Source organism: Piscinibacter defluvii (assembly GCF_004011805.1).
Lineage (GTDB): Bacteria > Pseudomonadota > Gammaproteobacteria > Burkholderiales > Burkholderiaceae_C > Piscinibacter > Piscinibacter defluvii.
Genome location: NZ_ML137197.1, coordinates 53,732 through 65,630, shown reverse-complemented (window position 1 = coordinate 65,630; position 11,899 = coordinate 53,732). Strand labels below are relative to the sequence as shown.

The 11,899-nt window shown below is 73.9% G+C and carries 13 protein-coding genes; 4 read left to right on the top strand and 9 right to left on the bottom strand.

Annotated features, from left to right (window positions below; genetic code table 11):
• Positions 1 to 44: 44 nt before the first annotated feature.
• Positions 45 to 1,064, top strand: coding sequence for a methionine synthase (locus D9C15_RS04150; protein ID WP_127996181.1), 1,020 nt, complete (start codon positions 45 to 47; stop codon positions 1,062 to 1,064).
• Positions 1,065 to 1,074: 10 nt separating this feature from the next.
• Here D9C15_RS04150 and D9C15_RS04145 read toward each other — a convergent pair whose 3' ends face one another.
• The 3 genes from D9C15_RS04145 to D9C15_RS33315 all read right to left on the bottom strand — a co-directional run bounded on the left by D9C15_RS04145 (position 1,075) and on the right by D9C15_RS33315 (position 2,392).
• Entirely contained in the window at positions 1,075 to 1,596 is a 522-nt protein-coding gene (locus D9C15_RS04145) for an outer membrane beta-barrel protein (protein WP_127996180.1), read from the bottom strand.
• 173 nt (positions 1,597 to 1,769) lie between these two features.
• On the bottom strand, positions 1,770 to 2,255 hold the full coding sequence (locus tag D9C15_RS04140; protein WP_205854731.1) for a cupin domain-containing protein: 486 nt from the start codon (positions 2,253 to 2,255) through the stop codon (positions 1,770 to 1,772).
• Positions 2,252 to 2,392 (bottom strand): hypothetical protein, encoded by a 141-nt coding sequence (locus D9C15_RS33315; RefSeq protein ID WP_164886639.1) that lies wholly within the window; start codon positions 2,390 to 2,392, stop codon positions 2,252 to 2,254. Before D9C15_RS33315 ends, D9C15_RS04140 begins: the two co-directional genes overlap by 4 nt.
• Positions 2,393 to 2,457: 65 nt before the next feature.
• Between D9C15_RS33315 and D9C15_RS04135 the strand changes: the two genes are divergently transcribed.
• Positions 2,458 to 3,198, top strand: a complete 741-nt coding sequence (locus D9C15_RS04135; protein WP_127996178.1) for a 2OG-Fe dioxygenase family protein — start codon at positions 2,458 to 2,460, stop codon at positions 3,196 to 3,198.
• 6 nt (positions 3,199 to 3,204) lie between these two features.
• Here the strand turns inward: D9C15_RS04135 and D9C15_RS04130 are convergent, their stop codons facing one another.
• Positions 3,205 to 5,217, bottom strand: coding sequence for a S9 family peptidase (locus tag D9C15_RS04130; protein WP_127996177.1), 2,013 nt, complete (start codon positions 5,215 to 5,217; stop codon positions 3,205 to 3,207).
• A 165-nt stretch (positions 5,218 to 5,382) separates the two neighbouring features.
• On the opposite strand from D9C15_RS04130, the gene D9C15_RS04125 reads away from it, so the two are divergent.
• Positions 5,383 to 5,637 carry a hypothetical protein gene (locus D9C15_RS04125; RefSeq protein WP_127996176.1) on the top strand — a complete coding sequence of 85 codons (255 nt, stop codon included), beginning with the start codon at positions 5,383 to 5,385 and terminating at the stop codon, positions 5,635 to 5,637.
• A gap of 7 nt (positions 5,638 to 5,644) precedes the next feature.
• Here D9C15_RS04125 and D9C15_RS04120 read toward each other — a convergent pair whose 3' ends face one another.
• Together D9C15_RS04120 and D9C15_RS04115 are read right to left on the bottom strand one after the other, a co-directional pair.
• A complete protein-coding gene (locus D9C15_RS04120) occupies positions 5,645 to 6,373 on the bottom strand; it encodes an SDR family NAD(P)-dependent oxidoreductase (RefSeq protein ID WP_127996175.1) in 729 nt (242 codons plus the stop codon).
• A 4-nt stretch (positions 6,374 to 6,377) separates the two neighbouring features.
• On the bottom strand, positions 6,378 to 7,217 hold the full coding sequence (locus D9C15_RS04115; protein ID WP_127996174.1) for a Tim44 domain-containing protein: 840 nt from the start codon (positions 7,215 to 7,217) through the stop codon (positions 6,378 to 6,380).
• Between the two features lie 403 nt (positions 7,218 to 7,620).
• On the opposite strand from D9C15_RS04115, the gene rsgA reads away from it, so the two are divergent.
• Positions 7,621 to 8,709 (top strand): ribosome small subunit-dependent GTPase A, encoded by a 1,089-nt coding sequence (rsgA, locus tag D9C15_RS04110; protein WP_127996173.1) that lies wholly within the window; start codon positions 7,621 to 7,623, stop codon positions 8,707 to 8,709.
• Between the two features lie 33 nt (positions 8,710 to 8,742).
• Here the strand turns inward: rsgA and D9C15_RS04105 are convergent, their stop codons facing one another.
• The 3 genes from D9C15_RS04105 to D9C15_RS04095 all read right to left on the bottom strand — a co-directional run bounded on the left by D9C15_RS04105 (position 8,743) and on the right by D9C15_RS04095 (position 11,890).
• Complete coding sequence (locus D9C15_RS04105) at positions 8,743 to 9,228, bottom strand: hypothetical protein (protein ID WP_127996172.1); 486 nt, start codon at positions 9,226 to 9,228, stop codon at positions 8,743 to 8,745.
• 65 nt (positions 9,229 to 9,293) lie between these two features.
• Positions 9,294 to 10,496: an MgtC/SapB family protein gene (locus D9C15_RS04100; protein ID WP_310734458.1), complete on the bottom strand. Its 1,203-nt coding sequence runs from the start codon at positions 10,494 to 10,496 to the stop codon at positions 9,294 to 9,296.
• Positions 10,497 to 10,534: 38 nt separating this feature from the next.
• Positions 10,535 to 11,890 (bottom strand): MBL fold metallo-hydrolase RNA specificity domain-containing protein, encoded by a 1,356-nt coding sequence (locus D9C15_RS04095; RefSeq protein ID WP_127996171.1) that lies wholly within the window; start codon positions 11,888 to 11,890, stop codon positions 10,535 to 10,537.
• Positions 11,891 to 11,899: the final 9 nt, after the last annotated feature.

The following is an 11,899-nucleotide window of genomic DNA, read 5'->3' as shown; positions in this document are numbered from 1 at the left end:
GCCAAGCTCGCGCCTGCGTCGCTTGATCACACGAGGAGACACCGATGTTCGAGACCTGCATCGCGGGCAGCCTGCCCAAGCCCGGCTGGCTGGCCGAGACCAACAAGCTCTGGCCGCAGTGGATGGCCGGCGGCGCCGAGCTCGAGCAGGCCAAGCGCGACGCCACGCTGCTGGCCATCAAGGAACAGGAGGACGCCGGGCTGGACATCGTCGGCGACGGCGAGCAGGCGCGCCAGCACTTCGTGCACGGCTTCGTCGAGCGCGTCGGCGGAATCGACTTCGAGCACAAGGTGAAGATGGGCATCCGCGACAACCGCTACGAGGCGATGGTGCCGCAGGTCGTGGCCCCGCTCACGCTCGCCGGCCGCGTGCACGCGATGGAGGCGCAGCTGGCGCGTGCACACACGAAGAAGACGCTGAAGTTCACGCTGCCCGGGCCGATGACCATCGTCGACACGGTGGCCGACCGCTACTACGGCGACAAGGTCAAGCTTGCCTTCGCCTTCGCCGAGCTGCTCAACCGCGAGGCGCTCGCGCTGCAGGCCGACGGCGTGGACATCGTGCAGTTCGACGAACCCGCGTTCAACGTGTACATGAAGGACGCGGCCGACTGGGGCGTGGCCGCGCTGGAGCGCGCGGCCCAGGGCCTGACCTGCCGGACCGCCGTGCACATCTGCTACGGCTACGGCATCCAGGCCAACATCGCCTGGAAGCAGACGCTGGGCGAGCAGTGGCGCCAGTACGAGCAGGTGTTCCCGGCGCTCGCGAAGAGCCGCATCGACCAGGTCTCGCTCGAGTGCTACCACTCGCACGTGCCGGCCGAGCTGATGGCGCTGCTCGAGGGGAAGGACGTGATGGTGGGCGTGATCGACGTGGCCAGCGAGCAGGTCGAGACGCCCGAGGAGGTGGCCGACACGATCGGCCGCGCGCTGCAGTTCGTGCCCCGGCAGCACCTCTTTCCGTGCACGAACTGCGGCCTCGCGCCGATGCCGCGCGCGGTGGCGCTGGCCAAGCTCGAAGCGCTGGCGCGCGGCGCCGCGCTGGCACGCCAGCGCTACGCCTGAGGCCGCGGCCTCAGAACCGGTAGTTCACGCCGATCGAGTACAGGTCGGTGTTGGCCTTGGTGTCCAGCGCATCGAAGCGGTAGCGTTCCCACTCGGCACGCAGCGCGGTGTTCTTGTCGAAGTCGTACTGCAGCCCGGCGCCGACCTTGACGTTGGTGCCGCGGTCGCTGCCGGCCAGCGAGCTGTCGAGCTTGCCGTTGAACACGCCGACGCGGCCCAGCGCGGAGAAGCCCGCGCCCAGCGGCAGCGTGCCGACGCCGTCCAGGTACAGGCCGTCGGCCTTCACGCTGCCGGCGCCGCTGCTGAACTTGCCGAAGTTGGCGTAGCCCAGCTCGACGCCGAGGTTGGGCGTGAAGCCGTAGCCGCCGTAGAGCTTGTACGAGGTGTCCTTGCGGTCGGTGGCGACGCCGCCGACGTCGTCGCCCTTCCAGTGCGACTCGCCGATGCTGCCGCCGATCGACAGACCTTCGGCGTGCGCCGCGAAGGCGGCGAGCAGGGCGGTGGCGGTCAGAGCGCGGACGATGGTTTTCATGGAGAGACTCCTTCTCGGTGATGTCCCGCCGCATGCAGCAGCGGGTGGCGCCACGATGGGCGGCCCGCGTGAACACGGTTCGTCCGTGGGTAAAGCTGTGTCGGATCGCGTAACGCGGCGCAAAGTGACCGCAGGGTGCGGAACTCGCCCGCCGGCGCCGCCTCGAAGGCGCGCTACAGCAGCCGCAGGGCCTCGGGCCGCAGGCGCTGCAGCGCCTCGCGCACCGGGGCGTCGTCGCGCGCGAAGGCGAAGTCGGCGAACTCGAAGCCCGGCGCGACGCTCGCGCCGCACAGCGCGAACTCGCCCAGCGGCTCGGCCGCCTGCCACCACGACGCCGGCACCGCGTGGCGCGGCGGCTGGCCCGCGCCGAGCACGACGGCCTCGACGCGCTCGAGCGTCGGCGGCATCAGCCACAGCCGCAGCGGCCCGCCCTCGAGCAGGTGCCACAGCTCGTCGGAGGCGACGCGGTGCCAGGCGCTGAACTCGCCGCGCCGCAGCAGGAAGTCGATGCAGGTCAGTGCGGCGCGCGTGCCGCGGCCGTCGCCGGGCTGCACCGGTGCGCCCGAGCGGAACCACTCGCGGTAGTGGCCGCCCTCGGGGTGCGGCTGCAGGCCGAGCGTGCGGATCAGCGCGGCCGCACGGTCCGGCGCCGTGCTCACCGCTTCTTGTCGGCGTCCTTCGCGGGTGCGGCCGCGCCCGGCTTGGGCTGGTCGCCGAGCACGCTCTTGAGCGGGCAGACCGAGAAGGCCGGGCATTTGCGGCAACCGGCGGCCAGGGCGATCGGGCACAGGGTCATCGCGTTCTCCGGTGGGTGGGGGTGGCGCAGCATACGCCGGTCGCGATCCGCGGCATCATCCGGGCATGACCCCCTTGCTCGCCCCGCCCATCACCGCCCCCGGCGACGCCGCCGAGGTGCTGCGCCGCCAGGGCCAGGCCGTGCTCGACGCCGCCGGCCTGCGCGACCTGACCGGCCTCGCCGCCGCCGAACTCGAGGCCTGGCGCCCGGCCTGGAGCCGCCTGCCACCGGACACCCACCTGCGCGACGGCGGCCGCTACCGGCGCCGCCGGCATGGCAGCTTCGTCGTCGAGGGCGACAGCGTCACGCGCGTGCCGCACCGCGCCCATTGGCAGCCGGTGGACTACAACGCACTGCACGGCGGCATCGAGCGCTGGTTCGAGCCGATCGAGCCGTCGATCTGCGACAGCCCGGCCTGGACGCGCCTGCTGGCCGGCCTGGGCGCGCTGTTCACGCGCGTGAAGGGCGAGACACGCTGGTACGTCGAGGCCCATCCGTTCCGCATCGACACCACCGACGGCATCGGCCGCCCGACGCCCGAGGGCGCGCACCGCGACGGCGTGGACTTCGTCGTGGTGGTGCTGGTGGCGCGCGAGAACGTGAAGGGCGGCGAGTCGCGTGTGTTCGAGGCCGCCGGCCCGGCCGGCCAGCGCTTCACCCTCAGCGAGCCCTGGACGACCGTGCTGCTGGACGACGAACGCGTGATCCACGAGACCACGCCGATCCAGCCGGCCGGGCCCGGCGGGCACCGCGATACCCTGGTGCTGACCTATCGGCGCGGCGGCTTCCAGGACCCGGTCGGCTGAGCCCGGTCAGTCCAGCCCGAGCACCTGGCGCAGGAACAGCACGGTCGCGTAGAACTGGAAGTCCGCGTTCTCCTTGCGCACGAAGCCGTGGCCTTCGTTCTCGGCGCGCAGGTACCACACTGTCGTGCCGTTCTCGCGCACCCGCGCGACGATCTGCTCGGCCTCGGTCCAGGGCACGCGCGGGTCGTTGCGGCCCTGCACGACGAACAGCGGCTTGACGATCCGGTGTGCATTCGACAGCGGCGAGATGCGCTCGAGGAACTCGCGCATCGCCTCGTCGCGCTCGTCGCCGTACTCGGCGCGGCGCAGGTCGCGCCGGTAGCTTTCGGTGTTGCGCAGGAAGCTGACGATGTTGGAGATGCCCACCACGTCGATCGCGCCGGCGATCCGGTCGGCGTAGGTCGCGGCCGTGGCCAGGCTCATGAAGCCGCCGTAGCTGCCGCCGCTGACCACCACGCGCGCGGCGTCCAGGCGCGGCTGCGTGGCGATCCAGTCGAGCAGCGCGCCGATGTCCTTGACCGCGTCCTCGCGCTTGCGGCCGTCGTCGAGCCCGAGGAAGGCCTTGCCGTAGCCCGACGAGCCGCGCACGTTGGGGCGGATCACCGCCAGGCCGAGCTCCTCGACGAAGTAGTTGCTGCGGTCCAGGAACCCGGCGCGCGCCTGCGACTCGGGGCCGCCGTGGATGTCGATCAGCACCGGGCGCCGGCCCTCGAAGCGCGCCGGCGGCAGGGTCAGCAGGCCGGAGATGCTGCGCCCGTCGAAGCTGGTCCAGCGCACCACCTGTGACTCGGCGAACTGCTCCGGCGCCGCACCGGCCGGGGCCTGCACGCGGGTCCAGGCCTCGGCGGCGCCGCCCTCGGGCGCGAGCGTCCAGACCTGGCTCGGCGACGTCGCGCTGCTGACCGAGAAGGCCAGCTCGGCGCGCGCGCGGTGGAAGCCCGCCGCTGCGATGCGGCCGGCCGGCAGCGGCGGCAGCTTCAGCTCGGTGAGCCGGCGAGCGTCGAACAGGCGCAGCTCGTCGCGCCCGTCGACATTGGCCTGCACGGCCAGCCAGCGCCCGTCCTCGCTGGCCGTCGGGCGCTCGACGTCCCACGGGATGTGGCGCGTCAGCGGGCGCAGCTTCTTCGTGCCGAGGTCGAACAGCGACAGCTGCAGGAACTCGCCGTCGCGGTCCGACAGCAGCCACAGGCCGCGGCCGTCGCGCCGGAAGCCGCCGGCCAGGTGGGCGGCCCGTTCGCGCGAGGCCGGCGCCGGCAGCATCTGCACCCGCCGGCCGGTGTCCAGGCGCAGCAGCCACAGCTGCGACTCGGTGGCCGAGATCCAGCGGGTCAGCGCGACGCTGCGGTCGTCCCGCGCGACGCCGCCGACGAACCAGCCGCTGCCCGGCAGCTCGGCGATGCGCCGGCGCTGCGTCGGCTGCGCCGGGTCGACCAGGCTCAGCACCTGGCTGACCTGCGCGCGACTGCCGCCGGCGGCCGTGCGGTCCAGCGGCATCGACATCACCAGCAGCCGGCTCGAGCCGTGCAGCCAGCCCTGCATCTCGTGACGCTCCTTCGGGTCGGTCAGCAGCGTCAGCTCGCGCGTGGCCAGGTCGAGGCGGAACAGCTGCGTGGCCTCGTCGCCGCGACTGGCGCGCTCGAACACCAGGTACTCGCCGCGCTGCGGCTCCCAGCTCGCCTCGCGCACCGGGTCGGGTCCGTCGGTGAGCTGCTCCGGCTCGGCCAGCGGCGCGGCGATGCGGAACAGCTGCGTGGTGCTGCCGCCGGCCGGACGGTGCGTGACCAGCATCTCGCGCCTGAGCGGATGCCACTCGACGAAGGTGTGGCCGCGGAAATCGGTGTAGCGCGCCACCGCGTCGGCCAGCCGCGCCGGGACCGGCGGGATGCCCTGCACCACCAGGGCCGGGTTCGGCGCGATCACCGGCTCGGCCGCTGCCGCCGCCGGCGCCGGCGGGGCACCCGGCGGGGCGGCGCAGGCGGAGAGCAGCCACAAGGCGGTGGCCAGGAGCAGGCGGGTCATCGTCGGCGGACTCCGGGTCGCGGGCGGGGAGCGCGGATTCTGGCCCGTCCCGGCGGCGTTTCGTCGCGCGCTCGCGCAGTCCGTCGCAAACGCATCGCTCCGGCGTGACCGGCTGCCGATACTGCCTCGCATCGACACCGACACCACGCCACCGAGGACCCCGCCATGAACACGCTGATGCGCCTGCTGCCCGCCGCCCTCGCCACCGTCGCCGTGGCCGCCACCGCCCTGCAGATGCAGGCCGGCGAGGCGGCCGTGCTGCCGGCACCGGTGGTGATGATGCCCACCGTGCAGGTGATCGGCAGCCGCGAGGCGCTGCGCACCGAGGTCGTGGAGCTGCCGATGGTGACGGTGATCGGCCAGCGTCCGCTGGGTGCGCCCACGCGCCTGGCCCAACGCGCCGCGCAGCCGAACAGCTGAGCGGGCCTCAGTGGCGCACGTCGGCCACCGGCTCGGCGCCGAAATCGGGCCGCTCGAGGAAGGCCAGCAGCCGCTGCGCGGCGGCGTCGGGCGCGAGCAGCTGGCCGTCGCGGTGCAGCGCGACGAACACGTCGCGGTCCGGGAAGGCCGCCGCATCGGCACTGCGCAGCTGGCGCTGCATGTCGGTGTCGAACACCCCCGGCGCGACCGAGGCGACCCGCGCGCCGTGCGGCACCAGCGCCTCCTCCAGCGCGAGGCAGCGCGTCAGGTGGTCCATGCCGGCCTTGGCGGCGCAGTAGGCGGCGCTGCTGGCCATCGCACGGCGCCCGAGCCCGGAGGAGACGTTCAGCACGCGGCGCGGCAGGGTCCAGCCGCGCGTGCCGGCCAGGAAGGCCTGGCACAGCAGCAGCGTGGCCTCCAGCCCGACCCGCAGTGCAGCCGACAGGGCAGCCGGGTCGGCCTCGCGCAGCGGCTGCGGCGTGCTCACCACGCCGGCGTTGTTGATCAGCGTGGCCTGCTCGATGGCCGACGGGTCCTGGGCCTCCAGCCAGGTCTGCAGCCGCACGGCCAGCGGCAGCGGGTCGGCCAGGTCGTGCGGCCACTGCTCGAGCGCCCCGGCAGGCAGCGGCAGCGCGTGGCGCGCGATGCCGAGCACGCGGTCGCCACGAGCGATCAGCTGAGCGGCCAGCGCGGCACCCAGACCGCGCGAATGGCCGGTCAGGATCGTCAGGCGCACCGGCTCAGGCTTGCTGTCGCTGCTGGATGCCTGCGATGGCCCAGTCGCGGCTGCCGTCGACCGGCCGCACCAGGTGCCAGACCTCGTCGAACGGCGCCGCCGCCGCGTCGCGCTGCTCGCGGATCAGGCCGTGGAAACGCACGCTGACCACCTGGCGCCCCGCCTCCTCGGCAACATCCAGCACCTCGGCGTCGACCTGCAGCACGTCGGTCTGCTGCTCGGCGCCCTGGCGCTCCTGCAGGTCGAGCCGGATCGCGGCGAACATCTCGGGCGTCGTGAAGGCGCGCAGGTCGTCCAGGTCGCCGCGGTCGTTGGCGGTCTGCAGGCGGATGAAGATCATCTTCGCCAGGCGGGCGAACCCGGCCGCGTCGAAGCCGGCGGGCCCGGCCGCGGCAGCACTGCCGCCACTGCCCTGCGACGGCAGTGCGGTCGGCGGGGTGGAGGCGCCCGGCATGCCGGCGAACTGCATGCCGCGCGGCGCGGCGCTCGCCGGCGCGGCGAAGCGCCGCATCAGCCAGCGCACCAGCACGATCCCCAGCACCGCCAGCAGCGCGATGGTGATGAAGTTGGCCAGCTCCTCGCCGAAGCCGAAGTGGCTGGCGAGCGCCGCGATGCCCAGGCCCGCGGCGAGGCCGGCCACCGGACCCATCCACGAACGGCGCGGCGCGGCGGCCGCGGCCGCCGACTGTGCCGGCGTGCCCGGCGTCGCGTCCGGCGCGCGCGAGGGCACGCTGCGCTGCATGCCCGACGAACCGCCGCCGCCCAGGCGCTTGGCCTCGGCCGGATCGGGCAGCATGGACAGCGAGAAGACGGCCATCAGCAGGCCGAGGAACCAGCGCTTCATCGTCGACATCCTCGATCGAAGGAAAGGGAAGAAGCGCCGATGGTACGGCGCGCGACCAAGCCCCTTCGGCGCAAGACCCTGTTGCAGTCGCGGCGCAGCGTGCCCGCGCCGCGGTTGACCGCGGCCATCGATGCTGCGACACTGCGCGCCTTCGCTCGAGGCCGCGCTGGCCTCGCGTCCCAACCCGAACCGAGGAGGTGCCCGATGAAGACGACTGATCTTGCCCTCCTCGCGGCCGCCGCCTGACGCGCCCTCCGGGTCTTCCTCTCCCGTTTCCGGTCGAGCCTCCCGCCGCGCGCACGCCGCGCCGCCGCCGTCTGCCTTCGTGCCTGGTGCCCTGCATCGGGTGATGCGTGTCCGCGCCCGACGCGCGGACCGGACGACTCACGGGTCCTGCTCCACCATGATGAACATCGATGTCGAACCGCTGCGTTCGATGGGTCTGCAACCGGCGATCGCGCAACAGGCGATCGCGTTGGCCGCCGCGCACGGCCTGGACCATGCGCGCCTGGTGCGTCTCGTCGCGCTGCACCGCGAGACGCTGCGCCTGCACGACGGCCGCACCGAGCGCGAGGCGCGTGCGCTGCCGCGCCTGGTGCGCCTGCTCGCCGAGGCCGACGACATGCTCGCCGTCGGCGACTGGGTGCTCGCCGCCGAGGACGCGCATGGCGACTGCTGGGTGCACGCGCGCGTGCCGCCGCTGACGCACCTGGTGCGGCGCGATGCCGACGGGCGCCGCCACCCGGTGGTCAGCAACGTCGACACCGCGCTGCTCGTGATGGGCCTGGACGCGGACTTCAACCCGCGCCGGCTCGAGCGCTTCCTCGCGCTGGTGCAGGGCAGCGGCGTGCAGCCGGTGATCGTGCTGAGCAAGGCCGACACCGTGCCCGACGCGGCGACGCTGTACTGCCGCATCCGGGAACTGCGCGCTCGCATGCCGGCCGGCGCCGAGATGATCGCGGTGGACACACGCGACGCCGATTGCGTGGACCGCCTTGCCCATCACCTGGGCGAGGGCCGAACGCTGGTGCTGATGGGCTCCTCCGGCGCCGGCAAGTCGACGCTGACCAACACGCTGCTCGGCACGGCGCTGCAGGACACCGGGGCGGTGCGCGAGAGCGACGGGCGCGGCCAGCACACCACCACCGCACGCACGCTGTTCCGCCTCGTCGGCGGCGCCTGCGTGATCGACACGCCGGGGCTGCGCGCGCTGCGGCCGGATGCCGACGCGGCCGACGTGGCGGCGACCTTCGACGACATCGCGCGGCTCGCGCCGGCCTGCCGCTTCCGCAACTGCGCGCACCAGGGCGAGCCCGGCTGCGCGGTGCGCGAGGGCGTCGACGACGACCGGCTGCGCAACTACCACAAGCTGCTGCGCGAGGCGCGCCGCGACACGATGAGCGCGCTCGAGCGCCAGCAGCAGGTGGCGCTGTGGAAGGCGCGCGGACGCGAGGGCCGCACGCGGCTGAAGATGAAGCGCGGCGAGTCGTGAGGCGCGGGCCGGCCCCGCGGCGCCGCGGGCGCCTCAGGCGCGCAGCTGGCCGGGCCGCGTCGAGGCGAACGGGCGGCTGTTCTCGATGCGCCGCCACTTGCGCTGCTCCCAGGTCTGCGGGCCCTGCAGCGGCCACTTCTCGACCAGCGGACTCACCTCGACACGCGGCACGCGCACGAAGTCCGGCCCCGCGGTGCGCAGCAGCCAGCGCCCGCGGCGCAGCCGCATCGGCAGCGAGGCACGCGAATCGCTGGCCCAGTACACGCAGCCCTTCTCGGCCCAGAAGGCCTGGCGCTCGAAGTTCACCCGCCCGGCGAAGCCGGTGAAGTCGGGGAAGATGAGGCATTCCTCCTCGAGCTCCACGACGGCGTAGAGCAGGTCGCCGGGCGACTCGCCGGCGTCGCGGTGCACGAACACGACACGCTGGATGTCAGGCGCGTGCACGCGGTCGATCTCGTCGTCGTCGCGGAAGACAACGATGTCCTGGCCCTGCCAGGCGGTGCGCCAAGTGCTTCTCATGGACGAATCTCCACCCAATGGATCAACCATAGCGTGTGATGCTTGTCACACTGTGTCGAGTCGAATCAGAGCGCCAGGCCGGCGGCGCCGCCGAGCACGCCGGCCGCCAGCGCCGCGCTCACGCGGGCGGCGAAGCCGGCGCCGCCGGCCAGCAGCGCAACCCCACTGCGCGTGAGGCTGTTCGCGCCGATGGCCAGCAGCGTGCCGGTGCGCAGCGTCTGGGCGTCGATGCGCCCGGCGGCCTCCAGCGCCAGCTGTGCGGCCACCGGCGCATGGGCCTCCGCCAGGCCGGCCAGGACGGCGCCCCCGTAGACGCCCGCGCTGCCGAAATGCTGCTCGGCCGCGGCGACCAGCAGCGTGACCAGGCTGAGCGCGGCGGCGATCAGCAAGGCCTCGCGCAGGCGCAGCACGCCATGCTCGCGCAGCGTGGTGTCGGCCGCGCGCGGCTGGCGCTGCGCCGCACGCAGCAGCGCGAACGCGGCCGCGCCGGCGGCCAGTGCACCGGCGCCGGCCACCGGCAGCAGCTCGGCCACCACCGCCGGGGCCAGGGCCACGGCCATCACCAGCACCTGCAGCCAGGTGGCGCAGGTCGAGAACGCGGCCGCCGCGGCGGCGCTGGCCGCCTGCGCCGGCGCCTGGCGCGCCCGCGCACCGTAGGCGGCGATGGTGGCGCTGCTGGACACGAAGCCGCCGAAGAAGCCGGCCGCCGCGACGCCCAGGCCCGGCCCGAGCAGGCGCAGCGCGAGGTGGCCGGCCGCCTGCACGATGAGGATCAGCAGCACCAGCGCCACCAGCGGGCGCAGCCGGATGCCGGCCAGCCAGGCCGGTGCGCTGTCCGGCACCAGCGGCAGCACGACCAGCGCCAGCGCCGCCAGCATCAGGCCGTCGTGCAGCTCCTGCTCGCTGAGCCAGCGCGTGGCGAAGCGGTGCAGCTGCGTGCGCGCGGCCAGCAGCACCACCAGCACCACGCCGCAGGCCGCGCCGAGCGCGGGCCAAAGCACGCATTGCACGCCGATCAGGTAGGTGGCCACCATCGCCAGCTCGGTGGTCAGCCCGGGGTCGCGTGCCGGGCTGCGCCAGTAGGCCAGTGCAGCGAGCACCACGATGCCGGCGGCGCCGGCCACCACCAGCGCGGTGTTGCCGTTGACCTGCGCCAGCGCGCCCAGCAGCGCGATGATCGCGAAGCTGCGGATGCCGGCCGCGGCCCGGTTCGCGCCTCGACCCTTGCGGCGCTCGCGCTCCAGCCCGATCAGCAGCCCGCAGCCCAGCGCGACCGCCAGGCCGGTGGTGTCGGCCAGCGTCAGGTTCAGGGGGTGACCTCGGACGCGTGCTCGGGCACGGCGACGCGCCAGCCGAGCTGGTCGGCGATGCGGCTGCGCAGCGCGTCGCTGGCGGCCGTCTCGCCGTGCACCACGAAGGTCTGGCGCGGCGGCCGCTCGAAGCCGCGCAGCCAGGCGAGCAGGCCGTCGGCGTCGGCATGGCCGGAGAAGCCTTCGAGGTGGCTGACCTCGGCCTTCACGGCGACGTACTCGCCGAAGATCTTCACGTCGGGCGCCCCCTCGACCAGCTTGGCGCCGCGCGTGCCGGCCACCTGGAAGCCGGGGAAGACGATGTGGTGGCGCGGGTTCGGCGCCATCGCCTTCAGGTGGTGCAGCACCCGACCGCCGGTGGCCATGCCGCTGGCGCTGATGATCACCGCCGGGTAGCGCGCGCGGGTGAGCTTCTCCGAATCCTGCGCGCGCTCGACCAGCGTGACGCCGTCGCACAGGCCGGTGGCCTCGCGCGGCGCGATGCGCAGCGCGCGGCGGTGCCGCTGGTACAGCGTGGTGGCGGCGATGGCCATCGGACTGTCGAGGAACACCGGCACTTCGGCCGGGATCTCGCCGGCTGCCTTCAGGCGCTGCAGCACCAGCAGCAGCGCCTGCGCGCGGCCGACCGCGAACGAGGGCAGCAGCACCGAACCGCCGCGGCGCACCGTCTCGCGCACGATCGCGCCCAGGCGCGCCTGCACGTCCTCGCGCGGGTGCAGCCGGTTGCCGTAGGTCGATTCGACCAGCAGCACGTCGGCCTGGGCGATCTTCTGCGGCGCGGGCATCAGCAGGTCGTCGTCGCGCCCCAGGTCGCCCGAGAACACCAGCGAGCCGCCCGGCCCGCGCAACGTGACCGCGCAGGCGCCCAGCAGGTGGCCGACCGGCGTGAAGGTCGCGCTCACCGCGCCGAGCTTCACGCTGCGGCCGGGGGCCACCGGCTCGAGCCGCGCGATCGCCTTCTTCGCGTCGGCCACGGTGTACAGCGGCAGCGCCGGCGCATGGCGCGAGAAGCCGCGCCGGTTGGCGCGCCGAGCGTCCTCCTCCTGCAGGTGCGCGCTGTCGAGCAGCAGCACCTCGGCCAGGTCGCGGGTCGGCGCCGAGCACCAGATGCGCCCGCGGAAGCCCTGCTTCACCAGCGCCGGCAGGTAGCCGCTGTGGTCCAGGTGGGCATGGCTGAGCAGCACCGCGTCGATCGACCCGGGCGGCACCGGGAAGGGCTGCCAGTTGCGCTCGCGCCAGGTCTTGAAGCCCTGGAACAGGCCGCAGTCGAGCAGCAGGCGCTGGCCGTCGGTCTCGACCAGGTGGCGCGAGCCGGTCACGGTGTCGGCGGCGCCGAGAAAGCGGATCTTCATGCGGCGAGC

What these genes read in the sequence shown, in the direction of transcription:
- D9C15_RS04150 (WP_127996181.1), top strand. Translation starts at nt 45, where the DNA reads ATGTTCGAGACCTGCATCGCGGGCAGCCTGCCCAAGCCCGGCTGGCTG.
- D9C15_RS04145 (WP_127996180.1), bottom strand. Translation starts at nt 1,596, where the DNA reads ATGAAAACCATCGTCCGCGCTCTGACCGCCACCGCCCTGCTCGCCGCC.
- D9C15_RS33315 (WP_164886639.1), bottom strand. Translation starts at nt 2,392, where the DNA reads ATGACCCTGTGCCCGATCGCCCTGGCCGCCGGTTGCCGCAAATGCCCG.
- D9C15_RS04135 (WP_127996178.1), top strand. Translation starts at nt 2,458, where the DNA reads ATGACCCCCTTGCTCGCCCCGCCCATCACCGCCCCCGGCGACGCCGCC.
- D9C15_RS04130 (WP_127996177.1), bottom strand. Translation starts at nt 5,217, where the DNA reads ATGACCCGCCTGCTCCTGGCCACCGCCTTGTGGCTGCTCTCCGCCTGC.
- D9C15_RS04125 (WP_127996176.1), top strand. Translation starts at nt 5,383, where the DNA reads ATGAACACGCTGATGCGCCTGCTGCCCGCCGCCCTCGCCACCGTCGCC.
- D9C15_RS04115 (WP_127996174.1), bottom strand. Translation starts at nt 7,217, where the DNA reads ATGAAGCGCTGGTTCCTCGGCCTGCTGATGGCCGTCTTCTCGCTGTCC.
- rsgA (WP_127996173.1), top strand. Translation starts at nt 7,621, where the DNA reads ATGATGAACATCGATGTCGAACCGCTGCGTTCGATGGGTCTGCAACCG.
- D9C15_RS04105 (WP_127996172.1), bottom strand. Translation starts at nt 9,228, where the DNA reads ATGAGAAGCACTTGGCGCACCGCCTGGCAGGGCCAGGACATCGTTGTC.
- D9C15_RS04095 (WP_127996171.1), bottom strand. Translation starts at nt 11,890, where the DNA reads ATGAAGATCCGCTTTCTCGGCGCCGCCGACACCGTGACCGGCTCGCGC.